Consider the following 26,086-nt stretch of genomic DNA (forward strand, 5'->3'; position numbering starts at 1 on the left):
CTGGTGGTATGCTGTCGAAGCTCCTCTCTGACGCCTCCGGCGGCGACGGTCGGCCCTCCCCCAGCGACCCCGGACCGGCCGACGGCGACCGGGCCGCCACCGAGGGCTCCCGACCACCGACAGAGACGCCCGACGAGCAGGAGTCCGGCTGGCGGCTCCCCGACCCGACCAACCTCGCGCTGCTCGGCGTGCTCTCGATTCCGGGGTTCCTCGTCCCGGACCTCGACCAGTTGCGCGGGTTCGCGCTATTCTTCCTGTTCGGCTTCTGGCCGCTCGTGGCGATGCTGCTCCCGTCCCGCGAGGAGTCGGGGACGGACTGGGTGCGGACCGGCGACCGCTGGACCACCGCCCGGTTCCTGCTGTCGACGCTGGCGCTGCAGGTCAACCCGTGGGTCCAGACCCAGGCCCTCCGGCAGCTCGCCGGGCACGGGGCCATCTACCTCCGGTACCGGTTCGACCTGCCCGCCCCGGACTCCTTCGACCAGCGGACGACCTACCGCCTGCCCGTCGAGGGCGAGTGGACCGTCGTCAACGGGAGCCACGACCGCTCCGCGTCCCACTCGTGGAGTATCCTCGGCCAGCGCTACGCCTACGACCTCGTGCAGACCGACGCCGAAGGGCGGACCTACACCGGCGACGGCGACGACCCGGCGGACTACTACTGCTGGGACGAACCGGTCGTCGCGCCCGCAGACGGCGTCGTCGTCGCGGCGAACGACGGCCACCGCGATACGCCGCGGACGAAGGGCTGGCTGGACCTGCGCCAGCGCGACATCCGGGGCAACTACGTCGTGGTCGAACACGCGGGCGGCGAACACTCCGTCCTCGCCCACCTCCGTGAGGGGAGCGTCGCCGTCGCGGCGGGCGACCGCGTCGTCGCCGGCCAGCGGGTCGGTCGCTGTGGCCACTCGGGCAACTCGACGGAGCCACACCTCCACTTCCACGTCCAGGACGACGCGTCGTTCTACCGCGGGATGGGCCTCCCGGTGACGTTCTCGCACGTCGCGGTGGCGAGCGGTCCGAAGGAGGAAGTAATCCGGCACGACGAGGCGGCCGTCGCGGTCGGCCAGCGCGTCATCCACGCTCCCGAAGCGGCGTCCGTCGAGACGACGGACTGAGCGACGGGTCCTCGGCGGCGCCCACCGGCCGCACCACAGCTATTTCGCGTCCGGTTCGAGACCTGGGGACTGCGATAGCAGTTCTCGAACGACGGTGTCGAGGGGACCCAGACAACCGGTGAGCCTCGCAGCTCCAGCGACCACCGACGAGAGGAGGGCACGGCGGTTCACGTCCGATAGTTCAGATACGCTGACAAATCCTTTCGGGTGCTCGTCGCTCTACAGGCGAGCGACGAGCGTGTCGGTGTCCTCGATGCCCTCGATGACGTACTCCATGAACTGGTTCGCCGTCGCGCCGTCGACGAGGCGGTGGTCGAACGAGAGGCTGAGGTCGACCCGCGGTTGCACCTCGACCCGGTCGTCCTCGGTGGCGACCGGCTTCTTCCCGACCCGGCCGATGCCCATGATGGCCGCCTCGGGGTGGTTGACGATGGGCGTGCCGTAGGTACGGTGCTCGCCGAACGTCGCCTGGTTCGTCACGGTGAACGTCCCGCCCCGCAGGTCCGCGGCGTCGATGGAGCGGTCGCGGGCCTGCTCGGCGAGGTCGTTCATCTCGCGGGCCACCTCGACGATGGACTTCCGGTCCACGTCCTGAATGACCGGGACGATGAGTCCCTCCTCGGTGTGGGTGGCGAACCCGACGTTGTAGTAGTGCTTCTCGACGATCTCGTCGGTCGTGTCGTCGATGCTCGCGTTGACGATCGGGAACTCCTTGAGCGCCGGCACGACCGCCTTCAGCAGGATGGGCGAGTACGTGATGTGGACGTCGTGTTTCTCGTCGAGTCGCTCCTTCAGGTCCACGAGGTCGGTCGCGTCCGCCTCGAACCCCGAGGTGACCTGCGGGACGACCGACGCCGACCGGGCCATGTTCTCGGCGATGCGGCCACGGAGTCCGGACAGCGGGCGGCGCTCGGAGCGCTCCTCGTCCTCGTCGACGGCGACAGCCTCTATCTCGGTGGTCGGGTGCTCGATGGTGTACGCCGACCCCTCCTCGGCCGCGGCGCTCGCTGGCTGGTCGCCCTCGTCTGTACTCGCTTCGCTGGCACGCTCGCTCTCGTCGCCGCTGGTCTCTGTCTCCCCTGCGCTCTCGGAGAGTCGCTCGTCGATGTCCGCCTGCAGGACGCGCCCGTTCGGCCCCGACCCGTCGATGTCGGAGATATCCACACCCTCCTCGCGGGCGTACGTCCGCGTTCGCGGGGCGGCGAACACCCGCTCTTCGTCCGACCCGGGCGTCTCACTGGTCTCGCCCTCTGCGTCGCCCTCCTCGTCGGACTCTGATTCGGACTCGGAATCGGCCGCCTCGGCCGACTCGTCGGCGTCTGCTGCCGACTCGTCTGCTGTTTCCTCCTCGTGCTTCTCGGGTTCCTCTTCCTCCGTCTGTTCGACGGCCTGCTCTACGTCCTCGCCCTCACCACGCTCGGCATCATCCTCCACATCTTCGTCTTCGGCCGCTTCCTCGTCGGTCTCTGCCTCCTCTGCTTCGGCCCCGTCACCTTCGGCCGCGTCCTCGTCGGACTGCGCCTCCGACTCGTCGGCGTCCACGTCGTCCTCCGCATCCGCTTCCTCGCTCTCGCGTTCGACGTCCTCCTCGTCTTCGGACCGTTCGTCCGCCTCCGCGGCGGCCTCGGCCTCGTCACCGCCGCTCGGCGGCGAGTCGGTCTCGATGACGACGAACACCTCCCCGACCTGCACGGTATCGCCAGCGTCGGCCAGCAGTTCGTCGACGGTGCCCGGACACGGCGAGGGGACCTCCGTCACGGCCTTGTCGGTCTCGACCTCGCAGAGCACGTCGTGCTCCTCGACCTCGTCGCCGGACTCGACGTGCCACTCGACGATCTCCGCCTCGGTCAACCCTTCGCCGGGGTCGGGCAGTTCGAACTCGTACCTCGTCATCGGCGTCCCTCCGCGTCGCGCGGGTCGCCGCCGGTCGATACCGCTCTCTCGGGTGTGGTGGGTCGGTCAGAACTCATAGCTCATCACCGCCTCGATGGCGTCTGCGGCGCGGTTCGCGTCCGTCAGGTAATCGTCCTCCGCGTCGTTGCCCGGGAAGTGAACGTCGTAGCCCGTCGCCCGCTTGACCGGGGCCTTCAGTCGGTCGAGCGCGTACTCGTTGACGAGTGCCGAGAGTTCGGCCCCGAGGCCGAGCGTCCGGCGGGCCTCGTGGACGACCACGCAGCGACCGGTCTTCTTCACGGACTCCAGAATCGTCTCGACGTCGAGCGGCGAGAGCGTGACGAGGTCCACGACCTCGACGTCGGCGTCCACCTCGTCGGCCGCTCGCTCGGCCTGCGGGACCATCGCCCCCCAGGTGAGTACCGTCACGTCCTCGCCTTCCCGGACGGTCCGGGCCTCGTCGAGCGGGACGGTGTACTCGTCGGTCGGCACCTCCTCCTCGATGCCCCGGTAGATGGACTTCGGCTCCATGAACACGACCGGGTCGTCCGAGCGGATGCTCGACGCCAGCAGCCCCTTCGTCTGGTAGGGGCTGCTCGGACAGACCACCCGGACGCCCGGCGCGTGTATCTCGAACGTCTCGGTCGACTCCTGGTGGTACTCCAGGGCCTTGATGCCGCCGCCGTACGGCATCCGGATGGTCATCGGCATCTCGACCTCCCCACCCGTCCGCTTGTTCATCTTCGCGACGGCGTACATGAACTGGCCGAACGCGGGGTAGAAGAAGCCCATGAACTCGATTTCGGGCACCGGCCGGTCGTCGCGCATCGCCATCCCGGCGGCCGCCCCGACGATGCCGTTCTCCGACAGCGGGGTGTCGATGACGCGGTCACTCCCGTACTCGTCGAGCAGGTCGTCGGTCGCCCGGAACACGCCCCCGAGCGGTCCGATGTCGTATCCGAGCACCCGGACGTCGTCGTCGCGGTCCATCTCCTGGTGGAGCGCCCGGTTGACCGCCGTCACGACGTCCATCGACTGCGCCTCCACGTCGTCGTCGCCGGGGTCCCGCGGCGAGAACTCGACGTCGAGACCCGGACCGTGGTCGGCCCACTGCTCGGTGTCGAACGCGTCGCCCGTGAAGTCGGTGAACGGGTTCTCGCCCGCCTGTTCGCGCTGGAACTCCGTGCGCTGGTGGGCCTCGCGCCAGGAGGTGCCGTGGAGGTGGTTGTCGAACATCGTCGCCGGGTCGGACTCGCCGACCGACCGCGCCTCGTCGAGGGCCTCGTCGATGTCGGCGTCGACGTCCTCCTCGATCTCTTCGCGTCGGTCGTCGTCGAGCAGGTTGCGGTGGCCGAGATACGTCGAGAACCGGTCGATGGGGTCGCGTTCGGCCCACTCCTCCTTCTGTTCCTCCTCGTCGCGGTAGAGGCTCGCGTTGTCGGAGGTGTTGTGGTTGCCCATCCGGTAGGTGACGGCCTCGATGAGCGTCGCGCCGCCGCCCTCGCGGGCGCGCTCGACGGCCCGACTCGCCGCGTCGTACATCGCGAGCACGTCGTTGCCGTCGACGCGTTCGTGGGGGACGCCGTACGCCTCGGCCTTCTGGGCGAACGTCTCCGACCCCGTCTGTCGCTTCGAGGGTTCGGAGATGGCCCACTGGTTGTTCTGGACGACGACGACCACCGGGGCGTCGAACACGCCCGCGAAGTTCATCCCGTCGTGGAACGACCCCTCGCTGGTCGACCCGTCGCCGATGAACGCCATCGAGACGGTGTCGCGGTCACGGAACCGGTCGGTCATCGCCGACCCGGCCGCGTTGGTCACGTTCACGCCGACCGGCGTGTAATCGGGCGAGAAGTTGACCGGCGACTCCCAGTCGTCCAGTCCCTCGGCGACCGTCTCGGGTTCCTGCCCGGTCGTCCCGGCGATTATCTTCGCCATCGGGACGTCCCAGTGGACCAGCGCCGAGTTCTGTCGGTAGGTGTAGAACACCCAGTCGTCCTCCTGCAGGGGCGCTGCGGCACCGAGCGCCACGGCCTCCTCGCCGCGCGAGCGGGCGACGAGGCTCGCCTCGCCGCTGCGCTGGATGTCGAGCATCGTGTCCTCCAGCGACCGGGTGGCGACCAGCGTCCGGTAGAGGTCGACGAGTTCGTCGTCGTCGAGCGACGGGACGTCCGCGCCGTCGAGGACGCCGCCGTCGTCGTCGAGCACCTGGTGGTAGTCGGGCGGCGGGTCGCGCTCCGACCAGGTCTCGTCAGCCATCGCTCCCCCCTCGCACTCGGTGGCCGCGACTCGTCGGTGGTTCCGTGCCGGTACCCCCCGCGACAGTCCTCGGTGGTACAGTCGGTGTGGTCATGGTCAGTTCGACCGCCGCTGGTGCGCACCAGTCGTCGAGTGTGTCCCGAACACGCAACCGGGACTGTTGCCGTCAGTCGTTGCGTACGCAAGCGTCGCCCGTGGTGCGGCCGAACGGTGGCGCGTCGATGCGCCTCACGCTCCTTCGGTGTCTCTCACGCCGGGTCGAGCAGAACTCTCCGTTGACCAACTTCCCCACAATGAGCGCCCGCTCTCGCATCACGTTCTCACCGCCGTCGGGTGACGCATGAGGTGGACGGACGGGACGGACTCGTCTGCACCCGTACCGGCTCGGCCGTCCCGGACGGGGCAGTGGATGCCAACAGCGTGTCCGACCGTCGCTCGCCCACGCTCGCTCGAAGGAGGGCCGCTCGACCCAAAAGCGATTCCTGAAACTCGTTTCAGCAAGCGTTCAGTCCTGTTGTTTCCCCCCCGACGGAACTCCCCGGGCTGGACGCTCACCACGGCGGAACGGTCTGTGGTAGCGGAATATTGATGCTCCAGTCCTCGCTACGTGGGGGCAAGCGAACTCCACCGATGTCGTCGCCCCTCTCGGACCTCGAATTCCTCGCCCGCTCGGAGAACCGGGTAGCGGTGCTGGCGGCGCTCCGGGAGGGGGCGGCGACGCGGCGGGACCTCAGAGAGACGCTCGACGTCGAGCGGGTGACGCTCGGGCGCATCCTCGCCGACTTCGAGGAGCGGTCGTGGGCGGTCGACGCCGACGGGACGTACCGCCTCACGGTCGTCGGAGAGATCGTCGCGGATACGCTTGCGGAGGCGGTCGACGCCATCGAGTCGGCGCGCACGCTGGAACCGCTGGTCGGCCTGCTCCCGTTCGAGGAGTTCGACGTCGAGCCGACCCGATTTCAGGGGGCGACGGTGACCGAGGCAACCGTCGGCGACCCGTACCGACCGGTCCGGCGGTTCATGGAACTGCTCGACGGGTCGTCGTCGCTCCGGGGGTACGACACGACGACCATCGCGCCGCTCTACGTCGACGACGTGCGCGAGAACGTCCTCGGCGGGATGACGACGGACGTCGTCTACCTGCCGACCGTCGCCGAACAGCTCGTCGAGGACTACCGCGACGCGGTCGCGGCCGCCGTCGAGGCCGGGCACCTGCGGCTCCGTGTCGACGACTCGCTGCCGTTCGGCCTCGCGGTGTTCGACGACCGCGTCGGCGTCGGCGTCTACGACGACGCGAACGGGATGCTCTCGGTGTTCGTCGACACCGACGACCCAGCCGTCCGCGAGTGGGCCGTCGAGAGCTTCGCTACCCACTGGTCGCGGGCGACTCCGCTCGACGCGTGGGCCGCCGAGTCGTCGTGAGCCTGGCGGGACGCTCACCGACTCCCGCCGTTGGGTCTCCACCGACTACCGCGGCCGGGTCTCGACCGACTCCCATCGTCGTGTGACCCGGACCGAACACGGCGTGAACACCGCTCGTGTCATGAACGCAGTATCTTTATCGTGACTCACAGCCTGCGAGTGGTATCGGTCGGAACGCGGGTGCCAGTTCCTGTGTGGCCGCGTCTCGACGATTCGACCATGAGTGACGACCACGACTCCCCGACGGTTGTATCGACCTTCCCACACCTCTCGCGTCCGGTGGTCGCGGAGGGCTGGCGATGACCCGCTCTCGACTGCTCGCCCTGGTGCTGTGTCTCTCGCTCGTCCTCGCCGGCTGTGCGGGGACGGGTGGGTCTGCCGACGACGGCGCGGACCCGTCGACCACCGGCAGCGACGACGGCGCGGACGCCTCCTCGGGGGGCGACGGGAGCGGTGATAGCGGGAACGACGGGAGCAGTGAGAGCGGGAGCGGCGACGGCGACACCGTCACCGCCTGGGAGCGCTTCTCGTTCGCCGAGGGCGAGTTCTACCAGTTCCGCGTGAACGACGTGCGGAACGACCGCGACGTGCTCCTCACCTGGGACGTCGTCGCCGTCGACGGGAGCGAGGTCACGGCGGACGTCACCTACGACGACGGGACCGCCAGCTACACGTACACCCTGACCGGCGAGAACGCGACTATCAGCACGCAGTTGATACAGGCGGCGATGCAGGAGAACCCCGAGGACGAGGCGGCGATGGAGGCGGCGACCAGCGCCTACGGCTACCTCACGCTCGGTCCGTTCAACCCCATCTCCAGCTACTTCGCGGCTCGGGACCTCGCCGTGGGTAACAGCTGGAACCTCGCTGGCAGCGCGACGGACGGTTTCATGACGGCGAACGTCGAGGGCCGCGACGAGTACGCGGGCAAGGAGTGCTACGTCTCGACCATCCGCGTCCCGGACAACGAGGCCTGGGCGGAGTCGGACTCGAACGAGTGGGTCTCCTGCATCGCCCCCGACGTCGGCCTGTCGCTGTACTCGGCGTACTACGACGCCGAGACCGGCGAACTGACGGCCGAAATCACGCTCGAGACGTACCGCTCTGGGGAGTGAACTCGCCCCGGAGCGTGAACTGGCCGGTCGGGTGAGTTTTCCGACGGACGAGTGTCCCACCGCGAGTCGTTCGTCGCAGCGGTGTCGATGGAACGACCGGGTGATTCGGCCGATGGCTGGGCCTCGATTCAGCTAGGCAAGCACGGCGACATCGACACCGGCCTGCTGGCCGGGTTCGAAACGACTCCGGACACCTCACGCGCTCTCGGTACCGACCGTCCGTTCTGGCGGTTATCTGGTCCGTTCCAGTCGAAACGAGGGGGTTGTGAAGAACCGTTATATACTGTTGCGGTGACGGACTGTCGCACACCGACGACACTCCACGGGGACGATGTATCGCGCTGGACGCTCGCCACGTTTCACGTCGGTCGCGTGTCTCCTCCGAGACGACGGCCGCCGCTCTCCCGCGGGCCGTCTCCCGTCGGTGCCGGTGCGGTGCGTTCGACGCGCTGTCGAGGCCCACCGCGAGCGATACGGGTCGCTTCACGACGCTGGCGCTCCGGTTCGCACGCGAGGTTCGACTCCTCGGGCCGACCTGATGGACGCGACCACCTTCGCGGTCACGTACGACGTGACCGCCGACCACCCGGTGACCGCTATCGACCGCGCGACCGACCGCCTCGCTCGCGCACTCCCTGCCGACGTCGAGTACGTCGTTCGAGGCGAGCGCGTGAACTCGCTGGAGGCGGACGGGGGGGAGTTCGCGGTGACGCTCCTCGTCAGTCTCACCCGCGTCGCGCCGCGCATCCGGACGAATCTCGCCTTCCACGCGTTCTTCCCGAACGCCGATATCGAGGCCGTGTGAGCCTCACACGCATACTTTCCGACCGTACTGACCGACAAGGATATCCGTGCCCACTCACGACACCTGACAACTTCCGTGCCCTCCCTCCCGAACCCTATCAGACTCCTCGTCGCCTTCGTCGGCCGTCTCCTCGTCCGGCTGGGCCTCCTCGACCACGAACGCGCCCGCCGAACGACCGACCTCGCCTGGCCCCGCATCGTCACCGGGCTCGCCCGGATGTCCCGGAGCGCCGTCGACGTGGCGATGGTCGGCGTCGCCCTCGGCGGGACGGCCATCGGCGGCGTCGGTCTCGCCAGCCCGTTCTGGGGGCTCGCGTTCGCCCTCGGCGGCGGCATCGCGGCGGGGTCCATCGCCCTCGTCTCCCAGCGCTACGGCGGCCACTCGCTCGACGGCGTCGGCCAGGCCGTCCGCTCCAGCGCCGCGCTCGTCGTCCTGCTCACCGTCCCGCTCGTCGCCGTCCTCTGGACGTTCTCCGTCGACCTCGTCGCCCTGCTGAGCGACGACGCGGCCACGATTCGCTACGGTGCTGACTACCTCCGCGTCGTCTCGCTGGGCGTCCCGTTCGCGGCGCTCAACCTCATCGGCAGCCGCGTCTTCATCGGCGTCGACGACGCGTGGACGCCGATGGTGTTCCGGTCGGGCGGCGCGCTCCTGAACATCGCCATCAACGCGGTCCTCATCTTCGGGTTCGGGATGGGCGTCGTCGGCGCGGCGCTCGGAACCGTGCTCTCGAACGTCGTCGTCACGGCGGTGTTCGCGGGCACGCTCGTCAACGGCGGGTTGCCCGGTTTCACCGCGTTCCCCGTCAGCGTCGACCCGTTCGGGCGCTACCTCGACCGGGACGTCCTCGGCCAGCTCCTCGACATCGGCCTGCCCGTCATCGGCCGGAGCGGCGTCTGGACCGTCGCCGAGTTCCCCATGCTCGCCATCGTGGGGCTGTACGGTCCTGGCGTGCTGCCCGCGTACGTCATCGCGCGGCGCATCTGGGGGCTGATGAACACCCCCGGCTGGGGGTTCGGGCTGGCCTCCAGCAGCCTCGTCGGGCAGGAACTCGGTCGCGGCGACGAGCGCAGCGCCGAGGCGTACGGCCGCGAGATAATCCGTTTCGCCGTCGCGGTCTACCTGCTGTCGGCCGTCATCGTGTTCGCGTTCGCCGACCCCATCGTCCTCGCGTTCAGCGACGACCCGACCGCCCCGTCGGTCCCCATCGCCGTCTCGCTGGTGTCGGTCGCCTGCGGAGCCGTCGTCTTCCAGGGCGTCTCCGGCGGGGCGGCGGGACCGCTCGACGCCAGCGGCGACACCCGCTGGCCGTTCGTCAGCCAGTTCGTCGGCATGTTCTGCTGTTCGATACCGCTGGCGTACCTCGGCACGACCACCGCACTCGGCATCACCGGCCTCTACCTCGCGTTCGTGGCCGAGACGTCGATTCCGGCCCTCCTCAACTACTACCGCTTCCGCTCGAACACGTGGAAGCGCGTCAGTCGGAGCTACCGGCCGAGCGCCGCGCCCGCCGACGACTGACACTGCACCGCCGCCGACCGCGGCTCGTCGCTGGTCCACGTCGACGGGGGTCCGACCTCAACGGGTGAGTCGGTACGTTCGCGCCCGGTTCTCGCCCTCACTGGCGACGAGGTCGTACTGGATCATCTTCTGGAGGTAGTTTCGGACCGTCCGTCTCGTCATCGGGTCGTCGACGCGCTCTTCGTAGCGGGCGTACAGTTCACCCGCCTGCTGGCGGCCGAACTCGTCGAGCACGTCGTACAGCGTGCGCTGGTGTGGCGTCAGCGTCTCGACGGTCTTCTGGTGGATCTCCTGGCGGGTGTCGGGAATCGCGTCGTCGACCACCGTGTCCTCGATGCTGTCCGCGCCCGCCCTGGTCGCGTCGCGGGCGGCGTTGCGCAGGATGCCGAGAGCGACGCGGGCGTCCCCGGCGGCCGCGTCCGCGATGCGCCTGAGCAGGTCGTCGGTGACGGCCCCCGGTTCCAGTCCCCAGTCCACCCGGTCGCGCATGATGGCGACGAGTTCGTCCTCGCCGTAGTGGTCGAACCGGATGCGACGGGCGCTCTGGAGGCGACTCACGACTCGGTCGTCCAGGTCGACGAACAGCTCCTCCTCGCGGTTGGCGACCAGGATCATCGACAGGTTCGGAACGCGGTAGAGGTCGTACAGCACCGCCGAGTCCTGTAGCTGGTCCACCTCGTCGAGGACGACCACGTAGGGCGGTCCCTCGTACTCGCGCAGTCGGGCGAGCAGTTCGTCGTGTGGCGTCGAGCGCCGGTGGACGTCGATGGTCTGGTTCAGCCCTTCGAGGATGCGGTAGAGCGCCCGGAACCGCGAGTAGTTCTGCCAGCAGTTGACGTACTGGTACTCGATGTCGACGACCGCCTCCCGGAGCTGTTCGACGGTGTACTGGGCGATACAGGTCTTGCCGACGCCGGAGGGGCCGAACAGGAACGCCGTGTCGCCGCGCTCCCCGTCGACGATGGGGTCGAGCGCGTTGGTCAACTGGTTGACCTCGGCGTCGCGATGCTGGACCTCTCGGGGGACGAACTCCGGTTGCAGGACCCGGGCATCGCGTATCATGTCCTACAGGTTCCACAGCGACCGGGATAAACGAAACGGGGTCGGTTCCGATTCTTCCGATTCCCTCGACGCTCGCCACGCCTCCCGGACCGTCCGGGTCGGGCCGTCCGGGTCGGACTGCACCGTCCGGTCGTCACGAGTCGCTACTGTGCACGCCAGTCTGTACCGCTCGGTCTGTCCGCTCCCGCCTGCACCTCTGGTCGTGTCCACCGTGCCGACGGGTCCGTCCGGACGCACCGACCGTCGGTTCCTCGACGTTCGTGCAACAACGATGAGTCGACCGTCGCAGCGACGGGTCCTCGGTGCCCGGTGCGCCGTCCACGTCGCCGTCTCGACACCGGACTGCGGGGCGAGGTCCGAATCCACGTCACGGCTCGTCCCGGACGAAAGCCCGAGCGACCGCTCAGCCGTCCGGTGCCACCAGTTCGACCTCGTGACCAGCGGCGTCGGTGTGGACGGCGGCGAGTCGTTCCGCGAGGTCGCGTTCGGCGGCGCGTCCGCGAAACTCACACTGGGTGCAGACGAGGCGCCACCAACCCTCGTCCATACCGGGTAGTGACCACCGACGGTGATTACTCTTTACCAATCGTCCGCTTCTCCGCTTCCAATCGTTCTTTATCGGACGCCCGTGCAGTGGGTGCGCATGGGTCGGGAGCAGCGTGCGCCGGACGGACCCGCAGCGGGGGGCCGCCGAACGCTACGTCATCGGTCGACGTTCGACCCCACGGGGGAGGAGTCGCTGCTGGGGGCGGTCACCGACGGGCTGTCCGAGGTCGTCGGGACGGATCCGAAGTCGCTCGACCCACCACTCGCGACCGTCGCGGCGTGGGAGGCCCTCGAACGGCTCGTCGAACGACACGCCGACGCCGACCCCGCACCGATCCACTACGTCCAGTTCGACTACCGCGAGTTCGTCGTCGCCGTGAGCGGCGACGGCGAGATCGTCATCTACGACGCCGAGCAGTGACCGGTCCGGGGTCCTCTCGGCGGTGTCTGGGACGCGACCGGCCGGACTCCGACAGGCACAACTCACACCACGGCCGAGTGTCGGCCGGCCGATGACGACCCACTCCGTCCGAACCGGACTCGGCACCCGGTGATGACGACCCCTATGAGTGCCGAGGCCACGTCTCTCTCCACGTAACCTGGAGCGAGCGACGGCGTCACAGTACCTACCGTACTACTCGCGTCGAGACACCCCGAAGCCACAGTCGACGCCGTCTCGCTCAGTAGTCGAGTTCGTCGTAGATACCCGCACCGAGACCGCAGCAGCCGACGACGACGAGGACGACACCGAGCAGCCAGAGCGGTGCCCATCGCTCGACGAGGGACACGACCCAGAGGCCGGCGAGGAGTGTGAGGCCGCCGGCGACGAGGACGCGGACGAACCGTTCCATGTCGGGCTCGTCTGCCGCCGCGCGGATGGATGTACCGACGGCCAGCGCTCAGACCGACGAACGGCGTGGGTCACGGTGCGGTCCTGTGCCTCCGAGCGGCTCTCAGACCGTGGTCGACCGACGATCGGGTTCGCCGCCCGACTGGAGGTCCGCCAGCGTGACGGGCGGGACGTAGGTACCGATTCGCTCGCGCGTCCACCACTCGCCGGTCTCGGCTCGCTCTTCAGGCGTCGTGAACGCGTAGCGATAGCGGCTCACCCGGACTCGCTCGGGCGGGTCGTCCGGGAACGGGTTCTCCCCGAGCAGGGAGCAGGTGCCGTCGTCGCCACGCAGGAGGTCGGCGAGGAACGCGAGGAACCACCGCTGGCGCGGCCCCGGCCGCGGGCGCATCGCCGCGAACCAGAGCTGCCAGTCCAGCCGGAGGTGGTACGGTGCCCACTGCGGTGGTCGCTCGTCCGTCCTCACGGGCTGGCCAGCGAACTCGTAGGCGGTCCAGTCGCCCTCCTCGGGTCGCTCCGCGTCGGTCCCTTCGACGACGAGCTGGTATCGGGTCCGCGTGATGGAGCCGAACGCGCCGTACGTGTTGACGAGGTTGAGCGGGTCGTACGAGGAGTTCATCCGCTGGGTCGTCGAGAGCATGTTCCGGACCGGTCGGATACTCAGCGCCACGACGACGACGGCGACGACCACCGCCAGCACCTCCTGAGGGAGCGGTGTCGGCGTCGTCGCAGGGGCGTCGACGGGCAAGACGGCGGTGAGGACGCCGTCGCTGAACGTCGCGATGGCCTGCACGATGGTGAGCGCGTTCAGCCACGAGAAGTTCCCGGTGAGCATGAGCCACGCCTGGAACAGTATCGTCGCCGTGCCGCCGATGGCGGCGTACGGCTGGGGGGCGAAGTAGAGGAACGGGACGGCCAGTTCGACGACGTGGTTGCCGAGCGTCTCGAACCGGTGGAAGCGCTTCGGCAGGTTGTGGGCGACCCAGCTGCCGGGGTTCGGCATCGGCTGGGTCTCGTAGTGGTAGTCCATGCTGGTCAGGTCCCGCCAGCAGTCGTCGCCGCGGATCTTGATGAGGCCCGCACCGAACATGTTGCGGAACAGCAGCCACGCGAACAGCCAGACGACGACCGTCGGCGGCGCGGCCGACCCGGCCCCGAGGAAGATAGCGAGGAAGCCCGTCTCCAGCAGCATCGACTCCCAGCCGAAGCCGTAGAACAGCTGTCCGGCGTTGACGAACGACTGGTAGAGCGCCCACAGCACCGCCCAGAGGCACATCGACGCCGGAAGCGCCGCCCGGTCCGGGAGCCAGTACGGGACGGCCAGCAGCGCCACGATGGAGAGACCGACGCCGGTCCAGGCGCTCGCGCCGACCACCCGGTCGTCGGGGACGAGGTAGAACAGGCTGGGGCGCTCGCGGAACGAGGCCCGCTCCACGTAGTCGCCGAGGGGGAGGAGACCGTCCTCCCCCGAGAGCGGTCGGAACTGCCGCGCCGCGACGAGGAACGCCGCGAGGTAGACGACCGCGAGCCCACGCTGGAGGAGGAAGCGAACGAGCCAGTAGGATTCGTCCGTCGGCAACACGAACCGGGGTGACTCGCGGGTTCGTGAAAGGGATGTCGAGAGACTGCGGTCGACGCCGACAGCGGCGTCGCCACGCTGTCGGGCGTCGGGCTCGCGTCACGGCGCGACCCTGGTTGCTGAGGCAGGGTGCAGTCGCTTCCGTCTCCCAGTCGATGAGACCCCATGAGCGAGAGACCACACGGCCGGTCGGCCCCCGAGGACCGTCCCGCTCGACTCGTCGACCGCGAGTCGTTCGACGGTCGGTTCCCGGGCCTCCAGGTGCTCACCGAGGACCCGGAGAACGCCGAGATGGCCGACCGCGCGTTCGACCAGTTGCTGACGACCCGTGCGTCCCACTACGTCCGGAGCCACTACCCGGTGCCGGACCTCGACGGCGAGGACTGGACCGTCTCGCTGACCGGCACGCTCGAGGAGGCAGACCTGTCGATGCGGGCGCTCCGCGAGGAGTACCCGACCGAGACGGTCGCCCACACGATGGAGTGTTCGGGCAACGGGCGCTCGGCGTTCGAGCCCGACGCCGAGGGGCACCAGTGGACCGTCGGGGCGGTCGGGACCGCGCTCTGGACCGGGACGCCGGTCTCGGCCGTGCTGGAAGCACACGACGCGGACACGAGCGACGGGATGTGGCTCTCGGTCGTCGGTGCGGACGCCCCCGAGGGCGAGGACGCCTACTGCCGGTCGGTGCCCGTCGAGAAGGTGGCTGACGACGCGCTCCTCGCCTACGAGATGAACGGGCTCCCGCTGACCCCCGAACACGGCTACCCGGTTCGGCTGCTCGTCCCCGGCTGGTTCGGCAACAACAGCGTGAAGTGGGTCGAACGGCTCCACCTCATGGATTCGATGGTCACGGGCGACGAACTCCCGCCGGGGCACGCCCACTACCAGCAGGAGTCCTACCGCATCCGCCCCGACTCCGACGAGGAGGTGACGTACCACGAGACGCTCTCGACGTACGACACGCAGGCGCAACTCGACGGCGACGAGGTGCGCCACGCCTACCTGCTCGACCAGTTGCCGAAGGCGGCCATCGGCACCCCCGCCGACGGCGCGAGCGTCCCGCCCGGCCAGACAACGATTCGCGGCGTCGCATGGGGTGGCGAGGACCCCGTCGAGCGCGTCGAGGTCTCGACCGACGGTGGCGCGTCCTGGGACGCGGCCTCGCTCGCCGACCCGGCGCTCGGCCGGTACGCGTGGCGTCGGTTCCGCTACCGGTGGGACGCCACGCCGGGCGACCACGACCTGCTGGCCCGTGCCGTCACCGCCGACGGCCGGGGCCAGCCGGAACGCGTCGCCGCGCCCGACGAGGGGCCGCTCGCCATCACCGACGAGACCTACCCCTGGAACTACAAAGGGTACGGGAACAACGCGTACCGGACGTACGGCGTCCGGGTGACGGTCGAAGACGACTGACCCGGCTGACTCGGAGTGTCGTCTCCGGTCGTCTCGTCTCCTCCCGGTCGGGTAACCCGTGGTGAGAACGCGTCGTCGCGGCGACTGGCGCGACTGGTTCGCGCCGGCACGCGGACCGGGCCCGACTACCCCGAGACGAACTCACGCCAGTGGCTCAGTCCCCAGTAGACGATGCCGGTCCAGACGAGGCCGATGGAGAGCAAGTAGAGCACGAGCTGGGTCGAGAACACCTCCTCGTAGTACGTCAGCACGTACACCGTCCCCTCGCCGACGAGGAACAGCAGCGTCCCGCCGACCAGCGTCAGGCCGAGCGTCGAGGTGATGATGCGCCGGCCGTCGAACCCCCGACGCTCGAACGTGAACACGAGCGCGACGAACACCACCGACGACCCGAACAGGTAGATGGGCAGTCGGCCGCCCTGCCCGACGACCTGGCCCCTGAGAATCGCGACGATGCCGAGCAGGGCCAGCGTCACCAGCACCGTCGACCCGACGACGAGCGCCACCGCTCGCTGCCTGACGAGCGACGGCACCGAGGGGGCTTCCATTAGCAACTCTCATCGATGACGAAATGATAAAGATTCGGTATCAGAGTTCCGTCACGCTCGTGACAGAACGAATCAACCTTTCGAACGGGAGACTATACGCTTCGACAGAAAGCATTTGTCAGTCGATTCGGAAGGTGTGGTAGACTGGCCGCCCATGGAATCGCTCCCGAAGACCATCCAGGTGTCCGACGACGGCTACTCGCTCCCCATCGCCGACCTGATGACGGGTCGGGGTGCGGCGTTCGGGAAGTCGGGGAGTGGCAAGTCCAACTCCGTCAGCGTCGTCGCCGAGGAACTGCTCTCGCTCGGCCTCCCCATCGTCGTCGTCGACATCGAAGGCGAGTACTGGGGGCTCACCGAGCGGTTCGACGTCACCTACGCAGGGACGCGAGCGGAGGCCGACGTCGCACCGTCGATGGACGTGGTCGACGACCTGGTCGAGAGCGTCCTCGTCGACAACGAGCCACTCGTCCTCGACGTGTCGGGCATCACCGACGCCGACGAGATAGACGCCCTCCTCACGGCGTTCGTCACCCGACTGTTCGAGCGCGAACTGCAGGCACAGAAGCCGTGCCTCCTGTTCGTCGAGGAGATACACGAGTTCCTCCCCCAGTCCGGCGGGTCGGGTAACCTCTCCGAGATGCTCATCACCGTCGCGAAACGCGGGCGGAAGCGTGGACTGGGGCTGTGTGGCATCTCACAGCGCCCGGCCGCGGTGGACAAGGAGTTCATCACGCAGTGCGAGTGGATCGCCTGGCACCGCCTCACCTGGGAGAACGACACGAAGGTCGTCGAGAAGATACTGGGACGCGACGCGGCCGACCGAATCACGACGCTCGACACCGGCGAAGCGCTGCTGATGTCCGACTGGGACGAGTCGCTCCAGCGCGTCACGTTCCGCAAGAAGCGGACGTTCGACGCCGGCGCGACGCCCGACCTCTCGGCCTTCTCCGACGACGACCTGCAGTCCTCCGAGCGAGCGGCGGGGGAAACGCCCAGCACGGCCGCGGCCAGCACGACCACGACCACCACGACGGAGACGGGCGACGGTACGGGACGGTCGACGGAGACGCGGTCGTCCGGCGGGTCGACCGGTTCCGCCACGTCGTCCGCGTCCGGCAGCGACGCCTCGGCGTCGTCGAGGAGCGCGCCGAGCGGCCCGCCCGGGGACGCGTACGAGTTCCTCGACGAGGCGGCGTCGTTCCTGTTGTACCTCGGTGGGGCGATCCGCCGCTCCCTCGGCGGCGGGGTTCGGCGGGCCAGGTCGGCGGTCTCCGAGCGGCAGGACGTGGCTCACGGCGGGCGACGGGAGTCACGGACCGAGGGCGGTCCCGACGATACCGGGGACTACCGGTACGGGACGCTGCTGCTCGTGACGCTGCTCGGTCTCCTGCTGTGCCTTGCGTACGTACTCGGCGGGTTCTGACCGACCTCGACCCGCTGGTCCGGCCATGCTCGACGGCGCAATCGTCGCGTGACGGAGCGGCGAGTCAGGAGTCTCGGTGACGGTACTGGGTCAGTACGAACAGAGGGCCGGCGACGACGGAGGAGAGGACCAGCGAGGCAGCGACGGCGGCGAACAGCAGTTGGTACCGCTCGACCGACCGGGTCGTCCCACTGGAGAGCGTCTCCAGCAGCAGTATCGAGACGAGCGACACGACGACCCAGCCGACGAGGACGAAGTACTCGGGACGAACCCCACGGTCGGGACGCCACTCTCGGCCGTCTCCCGCGTGGTCGAAGAGCCGGAACGCGACCCGCAGACAGGCCCAGGTCAACGCGAGGGCGCCCACGCAGACGGCCAGGTTCCGTACCCCCGCCGAGACGGTCACGCCGCCGACCGACACTCCCGCTGCGACGACGGCGAAGCACACCAGCAGGCAGAGCGGTGACAGTGCGACCCAGTCGACGGCTTCGTGCTGGCCGTCTGCGTCGTCCGCTCGTCGCTCCTGCTGCCTCGACTCGGCCGCGCTCCGCCGACGGTCTCCGTTGCTGTCGTTCACTGTGGTTCACCATCGCTAACCGGGCGGGAGTCCGGGCCAGTTCCACCCACGCACCGCAGTTCGACGGACAGCGATGCCACTGGGCGACGCAAGGCTTATACCGGCGTATGGAGAAACTTCGAGTGTCCTACCACTTCGGTTCTCCGTTGGGCTCCTGATTAGCCTCTGGAGATTTCTCAGAACACCTAATAGTGTTTTTGACAAGGGTGAATGCTGTCGTCTCAATCCCAGAACGTCGACTCTCTCGCTCACGAGGCCCCTGCTCGCCAGATTCGTACCTTCCCGCGGTTACCGCTCCGATAGCCGTGCCAGGTGCGTGCAGGTTCCACACGCCGAGAGCGACGCCCGGTCGAGCAGGTCGCCGACCGACGGTCGATCGACGGGCGTGGCGGAGAGGTCCGGGAGGCGATAGCGGTACAGACCACGACGCTCGCAGTCGTCGAACTGCATCAGGAGGCGAGGGTCACGCCCGTTCACCGGTGGATACGGACGGCCACACCGGTTGGCCTCGAAGTCGAACTGCTCGCGTCGGACCGGGCCGGAGGCCCACGCGTAGCCGCTGACCATCGGGCTGACGACCGCCGCGGTGTCCGCCTCGCGGATGCTGCCGTGGTCGTGGCGGAGGCCGAGCGCGTGCCCGCACTCGTGGAGGAGTATCTGGACCGTCCGCGTCGAGAGTCGGTCCGGGACGACGGCGTCGCTCTCGTCGGGGTCCGGTGCGCGAACGATGTGACGCGCGCCGCCGACGGCCGCGACGTAGGGGATGCCCGCGCCGGTCGGTGCGCGGCGCATCGAACTGTCGGTGACGAGCAGGTTGACGCCGTCGACGGGGTCGACGGTGCCGTCGGTGACGCTCGAGAGGAGACGACGCGGCCACGCACCGCCGGTGACGAGTCGGTAGGCGTTCTCGGTGGGGAACGACGTGACACCGCCGTACGAGACGTCCATCGAGAGCCTGCCGTCGTCGAAGCCGTGTTCGAGGTAGGCCTCGACGCGCCGACGGAGTCCCGAGTGCTGTGCGGCCTTCGGGGTCGCCCACCAGCGGACCTCGATGTCACCGACGAGGGTGGCAGCGACGCCGGCCGACCCGACCGCGCCCGCCGCGCCGAGTTTGAGGAGGAGGCTACGCCGCCGCATCCCGCCACGACTGGCGGCCGCCGTGGCGACGGCCGCAGGCCTGGGTCCACCTCCTCGCTCTAATCATACCGACCGTCCGAACGACGGTGACTTGATTCTGGTGGAGGGGACTCTCAGGGCGTCCCGACACTCCTCGCCGGCAGAATCGAGGTTCGGGAGCCGTCGCTCGCCGTGAGGCGGTCAGCTACGAAAACGTGCTACGTCAGGTCGTTCGACCGGCCCTCGCCGGTTCGTACACCGGGAGCTGTCCCCCGCCGACCTGGACCCACTCCAGTCGGAGTCCCTCGGAGTCGACCAGTTGCTGGACGAGCTCCTCGACCTCGCGCGTCCCGAACGGGACCGCGCCCTCTATCTGCTCGAACGAGGGGGCGACCGGCTCCCGTTCGCAGTGTCGTTCGACGAATCGTCTCACCATCGCCGCGTCGGTACGTGCCTCCATGTCTTACCCATCCCCCCGATGCTCTCGGGTGGTTGGTTGTTCACGAGGAGTCATCGGTAATGACTCTCACGGTTCCGGCGCGGCGTGTGGTGTCGACTCGCCGAACAGTCCGGAGCGTTCAGTTCCGCACCGCTCGGCGGACGTTCTTGGTCTCCCGGCCCACGTGGTCGGTATGGACGAACCAGCGATGCGGTCGAGAGACGCGTTCACCGTCGTCGGGCTGGGGTATCGCGGGGCCAACGAGGACGGCGAGATATCGGCGCTCTGGGCGCGCGTGACCGACTACACCGACGAGTTCGCGGCGCTCGCGACCGGAGACGAGTGGTACGGCGTCTGTACGGAGGTCGACGAGTCGTCGGGGACAGTCTCCTACGTCGCGGGCGTCGCGGCGGGCCCGGACGCGACGGTCCCGGCGGAGATGGAGGCGGCCGACGTTCCGGCCAACGAGTACGCGGTGTTCCCGGTGACGCTGGCCGACCTGGAGTCGGACCTCGACGCTATCTACGGCGAGTGGCTCCCCGAGGCGGCGTACCGCCGGGCCGACGGTCCCGAGTTCGAGTGCTACGGGAGCGCGTTCGACGGGACGCCCGAATCGGAGTTCGAGTACTTCCTCCCGGTCGTCGAGGGGTGACCGGCCGCGACGGCGAGCCCCTGGCGAACCCACGGGTCGTGCGGGCACGTCGTCCACCAGGCGTTCGACGCCCGGCGGTGAGAAGCGGTTCGGGGTGGTCGGCGAGACGGCGAGGTGTCGGTTCGACGGCCGCGTTCAGTCGCTCTCCGCTCCCTGCTGTTCGGGTTCCGTGGAGACGCCCTCCAGTCCGTGGAGGATGGCGTCTCCCGACTCGTCGAACAGGTGGACGCGTTCGCGGTCCATTCGGAGTCGGTGCGTATCGCCCTGGATGTCCTTCGTCAGGCCGGTGTCCGGCGGCGCGCTCAGCAGCAGTTGCGTGCCGCCCGAACTGGTCTTGCCGGCGGCGCTGACCTCCTCCGACCGGTCGCCGAGGACGTAGTAGATGAACACCTCGTCGCCGACCGGTTCGACGACGTCAACCGTCGCCTCGAACGGGTCGGTCGGCGCGGCGAGCGACGCTTCGTTGTCGGCCATCGCCAGGTCCTCGGGTCGGATACCGAGCGTGATAGGATCCCCCTCGGTGACGTCGTATCCGGCGGGGTCGAACGCGACGTCGAGGAACTCGGTGTGGACCGTGTCTCCGGAAATCTCTCCGTCGAAGAAGTTCATGCTCGGCGAACCGATGAACCCGGCCACGAACCGGTTCGCCGGACGGTTGTAACACTCCAGCGGCCCGGCGAACTGCTGGACCTCGCCCTCGTTCATCACCGCCAGGCGGTTCGACATAGTCATCGCCTCCTCCTGGTCGTGGGTGACGTAGACGACGGTGGTGCCGAGTTCCTTGTGGAGGCGCTGGAGCTCCGTCCGCATGTGGACCCGGAGTGCGGCGTCCAGGTTCGCCAGCGGTTCGTCCATCAGGAACACCGCCGGTTCGCGGACGATGGCCCGCGCGATGGCGATGCGCTGGCGCTGCCCGCCGGACAGTTCGTCGGGCATCCGGTCGAGCGTCCCCTCCATCTGGACCGTCTCGGCGGCGCGCTCGACTCGGTCGTCTATCTCCTCGTCGTCGTAGTCGCGCAGTTCGAGGCCGAAGCTGATGTTCTCGCGCACGCTCAGGTGCGGGAACAGCGCGATGTTCTGGAACACCATCGCGATGTTCCGGTCCTTCGGCGGGAGGCGCGTCACCTCCTCGCCGGCGATAGACACTTTCCCCTCCGAGGGAGTGGTGAGCCCCGCTATCATCTCGAGGGTCGTGGACTTCCCACACCCCGAGGGACCGACGAGCGTCACGAACTCGCCGTCCTCGATGTCGAGGCTCACGTCGTTCACTGCCGTTACGTCGTCGTACCGTTTGATCAGGTGTTCGAGTGTTACGTCTCCCATGAGTTACTCCTTGAGCGCCCCCGAGGTGAGGCCGCTGACGATCTTCTCCTGTGCGATGACGACGAGTATCGCGATGGGGAGCACCCCGATGATACTCGCCGCGGCCATGAGGTTGTACAGGTCGGCGTACTGTCCCTGAAACTGCAGGATACCCCAGACGACGGGGGCCCAGTTCTGAGCCTGACCGTCGGTCATCAGGTAGCCGAAGAAGAACTCGTTGTAGACCGAGATGAACGTCAGCACGCCCGCCGTGGCGACGCCGGGCGCCGACAGCGGCATGATGACGCGGAACAGCGCGCCCAGTCGGGTCGTCCCCTCGACGCGCGCCGCCTTCTCCAGGCCGTCCGGAATCTGGCTGTAGAACGTCGTCAGGATGAAGATAGAGAGGGGTAAGAACAGCGCGCTGTAGGGCATCACGAGCGCTCCCGGCGTGTTGAACAGCATCGGACTGGAGACCTCGCCGCCCCCTGGTAGCGTCAGGAACGTGATGTTCCCCGTGAACAGGCGGAACAGCGGCAGCAGGAACGCCGCTGGTGGGAAGTACGACACCGCCAGCAGCAGCAACATCAGCGGTGTGCGTCCCGGGAACTCCAGTCGACCGAACACGTAGCCGGCGAGGCTCGCGAGCACGAGTACGATGACGGTCGTAATCAGTCCGAGCACGATGCTGTTGAGCACGTAGACGTGGAACGGCACCCGTTCGAAGACGGTGACGAACGCTCCCGGGTTGAACCCGTTCGGAAGCAGCCCCACGTTCGAGAGCGCGTCCTGCGGGGTGAGCGCGAGGACGACGAGCCAGTAGAGGGGGAACAGCGTCGTCAGCAGGAAGAAGATCATCGCGACGACGAACATCGCGCGGTAGACCTTCTCGGGGTTGGTGATGGAGTCGTCGACCCAGCGCTGGAACGGACTGGAGGAGTCGGTCGACATCTCAGAACCCCCCACTATCCGCGTCCGCGTACTTGATGACGTACACCGAGACGACCAGTGCGATGATACCCGCCGTCACGAACGCGATGGCGGCCGAGGTGCCGTACTGCCGGGCGCTGAACGTCGTGACGACGAGACACGACAGCGACGGCACCGTACTGCAGCTGGAGACGGTCTCGATGAGGCCGTAGACCCGCATCGACTGGATGGTCCGGAACAGCATCGCGATGATGACCGTCGGCAGGACGATGGGGAGCGTCACCTTCCGGAACATCTGGAAGCGAGAGGCTCCCTCGACGCGCGCCACGTCGTAGAGGCTCCGGTCGACGCTCTGGAGGCCCGCCAGAATGAGCAGCGCCATGAACGCCGACGTCTTCCACACGTCGGCGACGATGATGATGATGGTCGAGTCCACGCTGTTGACCGTCGGCGTCGCCGAGAACACGCCGAGGTTCTGCAGCGGTTCGACGAGGAAGCTGATACCGGGCTGGAACAGCAGGAAGAAGATCATCCCCTGGATGACGATGGGGATGGCCCACGGCAAGATGATGGCCACTCGAACCCACCGCCGTCCGGTGAACTCCTTGTCGAGCACCAGCGCCTGGCCGAAGCCGATGGCCGTCTCCAGGAGGACGCTCACGACCGTGAAGATGAGCGTCACCGTCAGCGCGCTCGTGAACGGCTGGTTCAGGTCGAAGAACGGCCTGGTGAGTTCGGCGTTGATGTCGCCGGTCAGGAGCGCGACGTAGTGGTCGAGGCCTACGAACGCGCCGAGCGGGTCCGCCCCGTACAGGGCGTCCGCGTGCAGCGACATCCAGAACGTGCTCGCCAGCGGCCAGAACGCGATGACCGTCATCAGGAGCAGCATCGGCAACAACAGGAGATACGCGAACTGTGCCTCGCTCAGGTTCTCGAGCCAGCGACTGGAGCGCGTGATGACACCCGTTCGGCCGCTGGTCTGGGATTTCGTAGCCATCTCTCAGTTCTGCCTCCGTGTCTCCGCGGCGCTGTTCTCGATGTCGACGAGCGTCCGCTTCAGGTCCTGCAGCGCCGGGCCGGGTGCCTGCTCGCCGCTGATGGTCGCACTGACGCTCTGGGAGATGCGCGGCGACTCCCGCGGCCAGACGACGCTCACCGGTCGCGGCACCGCGTGCTCACCGGCGTACTTCAGCGTGTCGACGTACCGGCTGACCACGTCGATGCTCTTCGCCTGCTGTGACGTGACCAGGTTCGGCTTCGGCGGGACGTAGCCCATCTCCTCCATCATCCGGAGGTAGAAGCTGTCGGTGCTCATCGCCCGCAGCACCTCCTTGGCCGCGTCGGGATGCTTCGCGTTCGGGTTGAGCGTGACGTTCCATCCGCCGAGCGCCGAGCAGGACCCGCCCATCCCGTCGAACTGTGCCTCCTCCGGCGAGACGCCGTAGGGCATCGGCATGACCCCGAGGTTCTCGCCGAACGCCTCCTCCGCGCCGGCCGCCAGCACCGAGTACGGCCAGTTGCGGTGGGTGACCGCGTCGCCGTCCATGAACGCGCTCAGCGAGGACTGGTAGTTCCACCCCAGCACCGCCTGCGGGGCGATGTTGCCCGGCATCCCGTCGAGGGCGTGCGGGTCGTCCTCGCCGAGGATGAACGTCCGGGCCATCCGACTCGCCGTGACCGACGGTTCGGCGTCGACGGTGACCGGCCGCTCGCCGACGTTGTTGACGAGGTTCTCCTTCGCGCCGAAGTACGACCCGCCCCACGTCGTCATCCACTCGTTGAACGTACAGCAGGACAGCGCCTCGGCGACGGGGGCCTGGAAACTGAAGCCGTACGTGGTCCCCGCCTGCTCTTTCGTCCGTTTGGTCACCTGCGCGAACTCCTTCCAGGATATCGGGCTGGTCGCCCACCCGCTCGGGTCGAAGCCCGCCTGCTCCACGAGGTCCTTGCGGTACAGGATGAGCCCGAAGTCCGAGAAGAACGGGATACCGTGTATGCCGCCGTCCCGGCCGGTCAGTGTCTCCATGCTCGCCTGGAAGAAGTTCTCCTCGGCTCTGCTCGCCAGGTCGGGCATCTCCTCGCTCAGGTTCACCACCTGGTCGCGGACGATGAACGGGATGGTCCACCCGCTGTCCATCCGGAACAGCGAGGGCTGCTCCAGTCCCGCCGCCAGCCACTGGGAGTACTGTTGCTGTGCCGTCGTCGACGGCACTGCCAGTATCTCGACGCTGATGTCTCCCGGAAGCCCCGCGTTGTGGAGTGCGTCGTTGATAGCGTCGGACACGCCCTTCGCCCCCGAGTCGGCGACGAACTGGACGACGGTCCCGCTCCCGCTGGGGCCGGTCACCTGGCCGAGGGTACACCCGGCCAGGCTGGTGGCGACTCCCGTCGCCGCCGCTCCCTTCAGGAACGAGCGCCGCGAACGTCGACCAGTAGAGCTCATCTCAGCCCGTTCCCACGCAGTGTTCTGGGACCGTGGGAGCGTGCCGACAACCGTTCGACGGGGATCGACCGACTCTCTCGCCGGTCCGGTTCCGTCCGACCGACTGTCGAGTCACGGCGTCCCCGGTGAGCGATAGGCATCTCCTCCGTGGTGCTCGACCCGTGCGAATAATCATGACCCTTGCGTGTGAAGGCCGCCACGTCGGTTTCGGGCCGTCTACTGCGACGGCTCCGGCTCCACCGGCCGGGCGAGTTGGGGAGCGTCCGAACCGTCGCACTTCACCCGCCGTACGCGTCGAACGACCGGACCTCGCCGACGGAGGCGGCCGGGTCGGCGTCGAGGTCGTCGGTGTAGACGACGGCAACGTCGGCGTCGGGTCCGAGGGTCACGTGTTCGCCGACGACGGTCTCGGCGTCCGTCGCGTCCAGAGCGACCGTCCCTCCCTCGACGGTACCGACGGTGAACGTCCCGTCGTCCGACCCGACGAACCGTGCGAGGAGCGAAGGGTCGTGGTCGCCACGGCGGACACGAATCTCGGCACCGCTGACGGTCTCGGCGGTCGAGTCGTCGTGGACGTCGAACTCGAACGAGTCGGCGGCGACGTCGCCCGCATGGAGCGCGCCGTCGACCGTGAACGCGTCCGCGTTCACGTCGTCGAACCGTCCCACGCCGTCGACGGTCAGCGTCGTTACGTCCGTCAGGCCGCCGACCGCGACTGTACCGTCGAAGCGTGCCCCGGACGCGACGAGGCTCCCGGCGATCTCGGTCGCACCGTCGCCGTCGACCTCGTGTACGTCGAGGTTCCCTCCGACCTCGGTCGCGCCGTCGAGGTGGACCACGTCGACGTGGACGACACCGGCGACGGTGAGCGACCCGTCGGCGTCGAGTTCGCGGGCGTCCACCCGGCCGCCGACGTCCGTCGCGCCGTCCACCAGTACGCGGTCGGCGAGGACGTCGCCCGCCACGCTACAGGTCCCGTCGACGTCGAACGTCTCGCAGTCGACGTCGTCGAAGCTCCCGATACCGTCCACGCTGACACGCTCGCCACGGTCGAGTTCTGTCATGCTCAC

The 26,086-nt window shown here is 68.4% G+C and carries 24 protein-coding genes; 9 read left to right on the forward strand and 15 right to left on the reverse strand.

Annotated features, from left to right (window positions below):
• The first annotated feature begins 8 nt into the window (after positions 1-8).
• Positions 9-1,118, forward strand: coding sequence for a M23 family metallopeptidase (locus MX571_RS07840; protein ID WP_247415228.1), 1,110 nt, complete (start codon positions 9-11; stop codon positions 1,116-1,118).
• A 219-nt stretch (positions 1,119-1,337) separates the two neighbouring features.
• Here MX571_RS07840 and MX571_RS07845 read toward each other — a convergent pair whose 3' ends face one another.
• Together MX571_RS07845 and MX571_RS22675 are read right to left on the reverse strand one after the other, a co-directional pair.
• The gene (locus MX571_RS07845; RefSeq protein ID WP_247415230.1) at positions 1,338-3,011 is read right to left on the reverse strand and encodes a dihydrolipoamide acetyltransferase family protein; all 1,674 of its coding nucleotides are present in this window, start codon (positions 3,009-3,011) and stop codon (positions 1,338-1,340) included.
• Between the two features lie 66 nt (positions 3,012-3,077).
• Positions 3,078-5,270: an alpha-ketoacid dehydrogenase subunit alpha/beta gene (locus MX571_RS22675; RefSeq protein ID WP_368408999.1), complete on the reverse strand. Its 2,193-nt coding sequence runs from the start codon at positions 5,268-5,270 to the stop codon at positions 3,078-3,080.
• A gap of 630 nt (positions 5,271-5,900) precedes the next feature.
• Between MX571_RS22675 and MX571_RS07860 the strand changes: the two genes are divergently transcribed.
• The 4 genes from MX571_RS07860 to MX571_RS07875 all read left to right on the forward strand — a co-directional run bounded on the left by MX571_RS07860 (position 5,901) and on the right by MX571_RS07875 (position 10,133).
• The gene (locus MX571_RS07860; protein ID WP_247415232.1) at positions 5,901-6,692 is read left to right on the forward strand and encodes a helix-turn-helix transcriptional regulator; all 792 of its coding nucleotides are present in this window, start codon (positions 5,901-5,903) and stop codon (positions 6,690-6,692) included.
• A gap of 299 nt (positions 6,693-6,991) precedes the next feature.
• Entirely contained in the window at positions 6,992-7,807 is an 816-nt protein-coding gene (locus MX571_RS07865) for a hypothetical protein (RefSeq protein ID WP_247415234.1), read from the forward strand.
• A gap of 538 nt (positions 7,808-8,345) precedes the next feature.
• A complete protein-coding gene (locus MX571_RS07870; RefSeq protein WP_247415236.1) occupies positions 8,346-8,612 on the forward strand; it encodes a hypothetical protein in 267 nt (88 codons plus the stop codon).
• A 75-nt stretch (positions 8,613-8,687) separates the two neighbouring features.
• Positions 8,688-10,133, forward strand: a complete 1,446-nt coding sequence (locus MX571_RS07875) for an MATE family efflux transporter (RefSeq protein WP_247415238.1) — start codon at positions 8,688-8,690, stop codon at positions 10,131-10,133.
• A gap of 57 nt (positions 10,134-10,190) precedes the next feature.
• Here MX571_RS07875 and MX571_RS07880 read toward each other — a convergent pair whose 3' ends face one another.
• Positions 10,191-11,195, reverse strand: coding sequence for a Cdc6/Cdc18 family protein (locus tag MX571_RS07880; RefSeq protein ID WP_247415241.1), 1,005 nt, complete (start codon positions 11,193-11,195; stop codon positions 10,191-10,193).
• Between the two features lie 403 nt (positions 11,196-11,598).
• Positions 11,599-11,742: a hypothetical protein gene (locus MX571_RS07885; protein ID WP_247415243.1), complete on the reverse strand. Its 144-nt coding sequence runs from the start codon at positions 11,740-11,742 to the stop codon at positions 11,599-11,601.
• Positions 11,743-11,838: 96 nt separating this feature from the next.
• Here MX571_RS07885 and MX571_RS07890 point away from each other — a divergent pair, with 96 nt between their 5' ends.
• Positions 11,839-12,162, forward strand: coding sequence for a HalOD1 output domain-containing protein (locus MX571_RS07890; protein ID WP_247415245.1), 324 nt, complete (start codon positions 11,839-11,841; stop codon positions 12,160-12,162).
• A gap of 259 nt (positions 12,163-12,421) precedes the next feature.
• Here the strand turns inward: MX571_RS07890 and MX571_RS07895 are convergent, their stop codons facing one another.
• Together MX571_RS07895 and MX571_RS07900 are read right to left on the reverse strand one after the other, a co-directional pair.
• Positions 12,422-12,592 (reverse strand): hypothetical protein, encoded by a 171-nt coding sequence (locus MX571_RS07895; protein ID WP_247415247.1) that lies wholly within the window; start codon positions 12,590-12,592, stop codon positions 12,422-12,424.
• A gap of 102 nt (positions 12,593-12,694) precedes the next feature.
• Positions 12,695-14,170 (reverse strand): lipase maturation factor family protein, encoded by a 1,476-nt coding sequence (locus MX571_RS07900; protein WP_282594600.1) that lies wholly within the window; start codon positions 14,168-14,170, stop codon positions 12,695-12,697.
• 165 nt (positions 14,171-14,335) lie between these two features.
• Here MX571_RS07900 and MX571_RS07905 point away from each other — a divergent pair, with 165 nt between their 5' ends.
• Positions 14,336-15,583, forward strand: coding sequence for a sulfite oxidase (locus MX571_RS07905; RefSeq protein ID WP_247415251.1), 1,248 nt, complete (start codon positions 14,336-14,338; stop codon positions 15,581-15,583).
• A 125-nt stretch (positions 15,584-15,708) separates the two neighbouring features.
• Here MX571_RS07905 and MX571_RS07910 read toward each other — a convergent pair whose 3' ends face one another.
• The gene (locus MX571_RS07910) at positions 15,709-16,131 is read right to left on the reverse strand and encodes a hypothetical protein (protein ID WP_247415253.1); all 423 of its coding nucleotides are present in this window, start codon (positions 16,129-16,131) and stop codon (positions 15,709-15,711) included.
• Between the two features lie 154 nt (positions 16,132-16,285).
• On the opposite strand from MX571_RS07910, the gene MX571_RS07915 reads away from it, so the two are divergent.
• A complete protein-coding gene (locus tag MX571_RS07915) occupies positions 16,286-17,557 on the forward strand; it encodes an ATP-binding protein (protein WP_247415255.1) in 1,272 nt (423 codons plus the stop codon).
• Positions 17,558-17,621: 64 nt separating this feature from the next.
• Here the strand turns inward: MX571_RS07915 and MX571_RS07920 are convergent, their stop codons facing one another.
• The 3 genes from MX571_RS07920 to MX571_RS07930 form a co-directional block, all read right to left on the reverse strand.
• Entirely contained in the window at positions 17,622-18,134 is a 513-nt protein-coding gene (locus MX571_RS07920) for a hypothetical protein (protein ID WP_247415257.1), read from the reverse strand.
• A 288-nt stretch (positions 18,135-18,422) separates the two neighbouring features.
• Positions 18,423-19,271, reverse strand: coding sequence for a zinc metalloprotease (locus MX571_RS07925; RefSeq protein ID WP_247415259.1), 849 nt, complete (start codon positions 19,269-19,271; stop codon positions 18,423-18,425).
• 202 nt (positions 19,272-19,473) lie between these two features.
• Positions 19,474-19,710, reverse strand: a complete 237-nt coding sequence (locus MX571_RS07930; protein WP_247415261.1) for a hypothetical protein — start codon at positions 19,708-19,710, stop codon at positions 19,474-19,476.
• 172 nt (positions 19,711-19,882) lie between these two features.
• Between MX571_RS07930 and MX571_RS07935 the strand changes: the two genes are divergently transcribed.
• Positions 19,883-20,341 (forward strand): GyrI-like domain-containing protein, encoded by a 459-nt coding sequence (locus MX571_RS07935; protein ID WP_247415263.1) that lies wholly within the window; start codon positions 19,883-19,885, stop codon positions 20,339-20,341.
• Between the two features lie 135 nt (positions 20,342-20,476).
• Here the strand turns inward: MX571_RS07935 and MX571_RS07940 are convergent, their stop codons facing one another.
• The 5 genes from MX571_RS07940 to MX571_RS07960 all read right to left on the reverse strand — a co-directional run bounded on the left by MX571_RS07940 (position 20,477) and on the right by MX571_RS07960 (position 26,080).
• Positions 20,477-21,664 (reverse strand): ABC transporter ATP-binding protein, encoded by a 1,188-nt coding sequence (locus MX571_RS07940; RefSeq protein WP_247415264.1) that lies wholly within the window; start codon positions 21,662-21,664, stop codon positions 20,477-20,479.
• 3 nt (positions 21,665-21,667) lie between these two features.
• On the reverse strand, positions 21,668-22,594 hold the full coding sequence (locus tag MX571_RS07945; protein WP_247415265.1) for a carbohydrate ABC transporter permease: 927 nt from the start codon (positions 22,592-22,594) through the stop codon (positions 21,668-21,670).
• 1 nt (position 22,595) lies between these two features.
• Positions 22,596-23,570, reverse strand: a complete 975-nt coding sequence (locus MX571_RS07950) for a carbohydrate ABC transporter permease (protein WP_247415266.1) — start codon at positions 23,568-23,570, stop codon at positions 22,596-22,598.
• Positions 23,571-23,573: 3 nt separating this feature from the next.
• Positions 23,574-25,016, reverse strand: a complete 1,443-nt coding sequence (locus MX571_RS07955; protein WP_247415268.1) for an extracellular solute-binding protein — start codon at positions 25,014-25,016, stop codon at positions 23,574-23,576.
• Positions 25,017-25,294: 278 nt separating this feature from the next.
• Positions 25,295-26,080, reverse strand: a complete 786-nt coding sequence (locus tag MX571_RS07960) for a hypothetical protein (protein ID WP_247415269.1) — start codon at positions 26,078-26,080, stop codon at positions 25,295-25,297.
• Between the last annotated feature and the right edge of the window lie 6 nt (positions 26,081-26,086).

The sequence above is a fragment of the Halomarina salina genome (assembly GCF_023074835.1).
Classification (GTDB): Archaea; Halobacteriota; Halobacteria; order Halobacteriales; family Haloarculaceae; genus Halomarina; species Halomarina salina.

What these genes read in the sequence shown, in the direction of transcription:
- MX571_RS07840 (WP_247415228.1), top strand. Translation starts at nt 9, where the DNA reads ATGCTGTCGAAGCTCCTCTCTGACGCCTCCGGCGGCGACGGTCGGCCC.
- MX571_RS07845 (WP_247415230.1), bottom strand. Translation starts at nt 3,011, where the DNA reads ATGACGAGGTACGAGTTCGAACTGCCCGACCCCGGCGAAGGGTTGACC.
- MX571_RS22675 (WP_368408999.1), bottom strand. Translation starts at nt 5,270, where the DNA reads ATGGCTGACGAGACCTGGTCGGAGCGCGACCCGCCGCCCGACTACCAC.
- MX571_RS07860 (WP_247415232.1), top strand. Translation starts at nt 5,901, where the DNA reads ATGTCGTCGCCCCTCTCGGACCTCGAATTCCTCGCCCGCTCGGAGAAC.
- MX571_RS07865 (WP_247415234.1), top strand. Translation starts at nt 6,992, where the DNA reads ATGACCCGCTCTCGACTGCTCGCCCTGGTGCTGTGTCTCTCGCTCGTC.
- MX571_RS07870 (WP_247415236.1), top strand. Translation starts at nt 8,346, where the DNA reads ATGGACGCGACCACCTTCGCGGTCACGTACGACGTGACCGCCGACCAC.
- MX571_RS07880 (WP_247415241.1), bottom strand. Translation starts at nt 11,195, where the DNA reads ATGATACGCGATGCCCGGGTCCTGCAACCGGAGTTCGTCCCCCGAGAG.
- MX571_RS07885 (WP_247415243.1), bottom strand. Translation starts at nt 11,742, where the DNA reads ATGGACGAGGGTTGGTGGCGCCTCGTCTGCACCCAGTGTGAGTTTCGC.
- MX571_RS07890 (WP_247415245.1), top strand. Translation starts at nt 11,839, where the DNA reads ATGGGTCGGGAGCAGCGTGCGCCGGACGGACCCGCAGCGGGGGGCCGC.
- MX571_RS07895 (WP_247415247.1), bottom strand. Translation starts at nt 12,592, where the DNA reads ATGGAACGGTTCGTCCGCGTCCTCGTCGCCGGCGGCCTCACACTCCTC.
- MX571_RS07905 (WP_247415251.1), top strand. Translation starts at nt 14,336, where the DNA reads ATGAGCGAGAGACCACACGGCCGGTCGGCCCCCGAGGACCGTCCCGCT.
- MX571_RS07910 (WP_247415253.1), bottom strand. Translation starts at nt 16,131, where the DNA reads ATGGAAGCCCCCTCGGTGCCGTCGCTCGTCAGGCAGCGAGCGGTGGCG.
- MX571_RS07915 (WP_247415255.1), top strand. Translation starts at nt 16,286, where the DNA reads ATGGAATCGCTCCCGAAGACCATCCAGGTGTCCGACGACGGCTACTCG.
- MX571_RS07925 (WP_247415259.1), bottom strand. Translation starts at nt 19,271, where the DNA reads ATGCGGCGGCGTAGCCTCCTCCTCAAACTCGGCGCGGCGGGCGCGGTC.
- MX571_RS07930 (WP_247415261.1), bottom strand. Translation starts at nt 19,710, where the DNA reads ATGGAGGCACGTACCGACGCGGCGATGGTGAGACGATTCGTCGAACGA.
- MX571_RS07935 (WP_247415263.1), top strand. Translation starts at nt 19,883, where the DNA reads ATGGACGAACCAGCGATGCGGTCGAGAGACGCGTTCACCGTCGTCGGG.
- MX571_RS07940 (WP_247415264.1), bottom strand. Translation starts at nt 21,664, where the DNA reads ATGGGAGACGTAACACTCGAACACCTGATCAAACGGTACGACGACGTA.
- MX571_RS07945 (WP_247415265.1), bottom strand. Translation starts at nt 22,594, where the DNA reads ATGTCGACCGACTCCTCCAGTCCGTTCCAGCGCTGGGTCGACGACTCC.
- MX571_RS07950 (WP_247415266.1), bottom strand. Translation starts at nt 23,570, where the DNA reads ATGGCTACGAAATCCCAGACCAGCGGCCGAACGGGTGTCATCACGCGC.
- MX571_RS07955 (WP_247415268.1), bottom strand. Translation starts at nt 25,016, where the DNA reads ATGAGCTCTACTGGTCGACGTTCGCGGCGCTCGTTCCTGAAGGGAGCG.
- MX571_RS07960 (WP_247415269.1), bottom strand. Translation starts at nt 26,080, where the DNA reads ATGACAGAACTCGACCGTGGCGAGCGTGTCAGCGTGGACGGTATCGGG.